Here is an 853-nt window from a genome sequence, read left to right as displayed (position 1 = left end):
GCTCTAGACGCTCAATCTCTTCAGGGCGTACGTTTGGATTGATCGTCTGTAGGTGTTTTAGACGCTTGAACTCTTCACGTACATATCTTTTGATCAGATTACGAGCGACAGCAGTAGGTACTTTACGTTTAGTAATAGCCATACCGACTCGCGGCTGTGCATGCTCGTTGGCGCGTACAAAAGCCATTAAATGACTCTGATGAATCTTGCGCTCAGGTGCGTCAAATACTTCACGAAAGGCTGCAGGGGTAAGCAGGCGTTGCTGTTTAGTGAAACTAGCTGCAGGTGTATCTGATAGAGTATTGGACATAGTACAACCTAGTAGAATAACGATAGAAGAAATGATAACAAATTATAGAGACAAAAAAAGCGCCGATGCGGGCGCTTTTAATATATGGCTAAGTGTCAGTTGTGATGATTGACTATCGCAATCTATAAACAATAAGAACACAACAAGCACTATTAGCCATGCTTATCGCAATCTACTGATTATACAGTAAGGCGATGACGTCCTTTAGCGCGGCGACGAGCTAAGACCTGACGGCCTTTTTTAGTTGCCATACGAGCACGGAAACCGTGAGTACGTTTACGCTTGATCACGCTTGGTTGGAATGTACGTTTCATAACTCACCTATCAAAATAATGGACTAAATTCGTAATAACGGAGGATTATACCATTCAGTATGGTTTTGGTCAATAAACTAATTTGCTTTGTCCCCAAATGATAAATAACTCATACGAACCTAGTAGGAATATCTTCCTAAAAACCTATTTTTAGTTAACCAAATTTTATAGTTATATATTATATGAATTACAAAGTTATCCACAGTTAGACTCAAACACTATAATAATA

General features: G+C 39.5%; 2 protein-coding genes. Both read right to left on the bottom strand.

The window, feature by feature from the left end:
* Positions 1-310 (bottom strand): ribonuclease P protein component (rnpA, locus tag JMY00_RS13505; RefSeq protein ID WP_201580537.1); only part of this gene is annotated, 310 nt, incomplete at its 3' end.
* 179 nt (positions 311-489) lie between these two features.
* A complete protein-coding gene (rpmH, locus tag JMY00_RS13500; RefSeq protein ID WP_007394757.1) occupies positions 490-624 on the bottom strand; it encodes a 50S ribosomal protein L34 in 135 nt (44 codons plus the stop codon).
* Between the last annotated feature and the right edge of the window lie 229 nt (positions 625-853).

This window comes from Psychrobacter sp. Pi2-52 (assembly GCF_904846705.1).
Lineage (GTDB): Bacteria > Pseudomonadota > Gammaproteobacteria > Pseudomonadales > Moraxellaceae > Psychrobacter.
Note: the sequence above shows the minus strand (reverse complement) of the source record. Positions and strands in the feature narration are given on the sequence as shown.

Bases quoted from the DNA above. Each gene is read 5' to 3' on its own strand.
- rpmH (WP_007394757.1), bottom strand. From the start codon at position 624: ATGAAACGTACATTCCAACCAAGCGTGATCAAGCGTAAACGTACTCAC.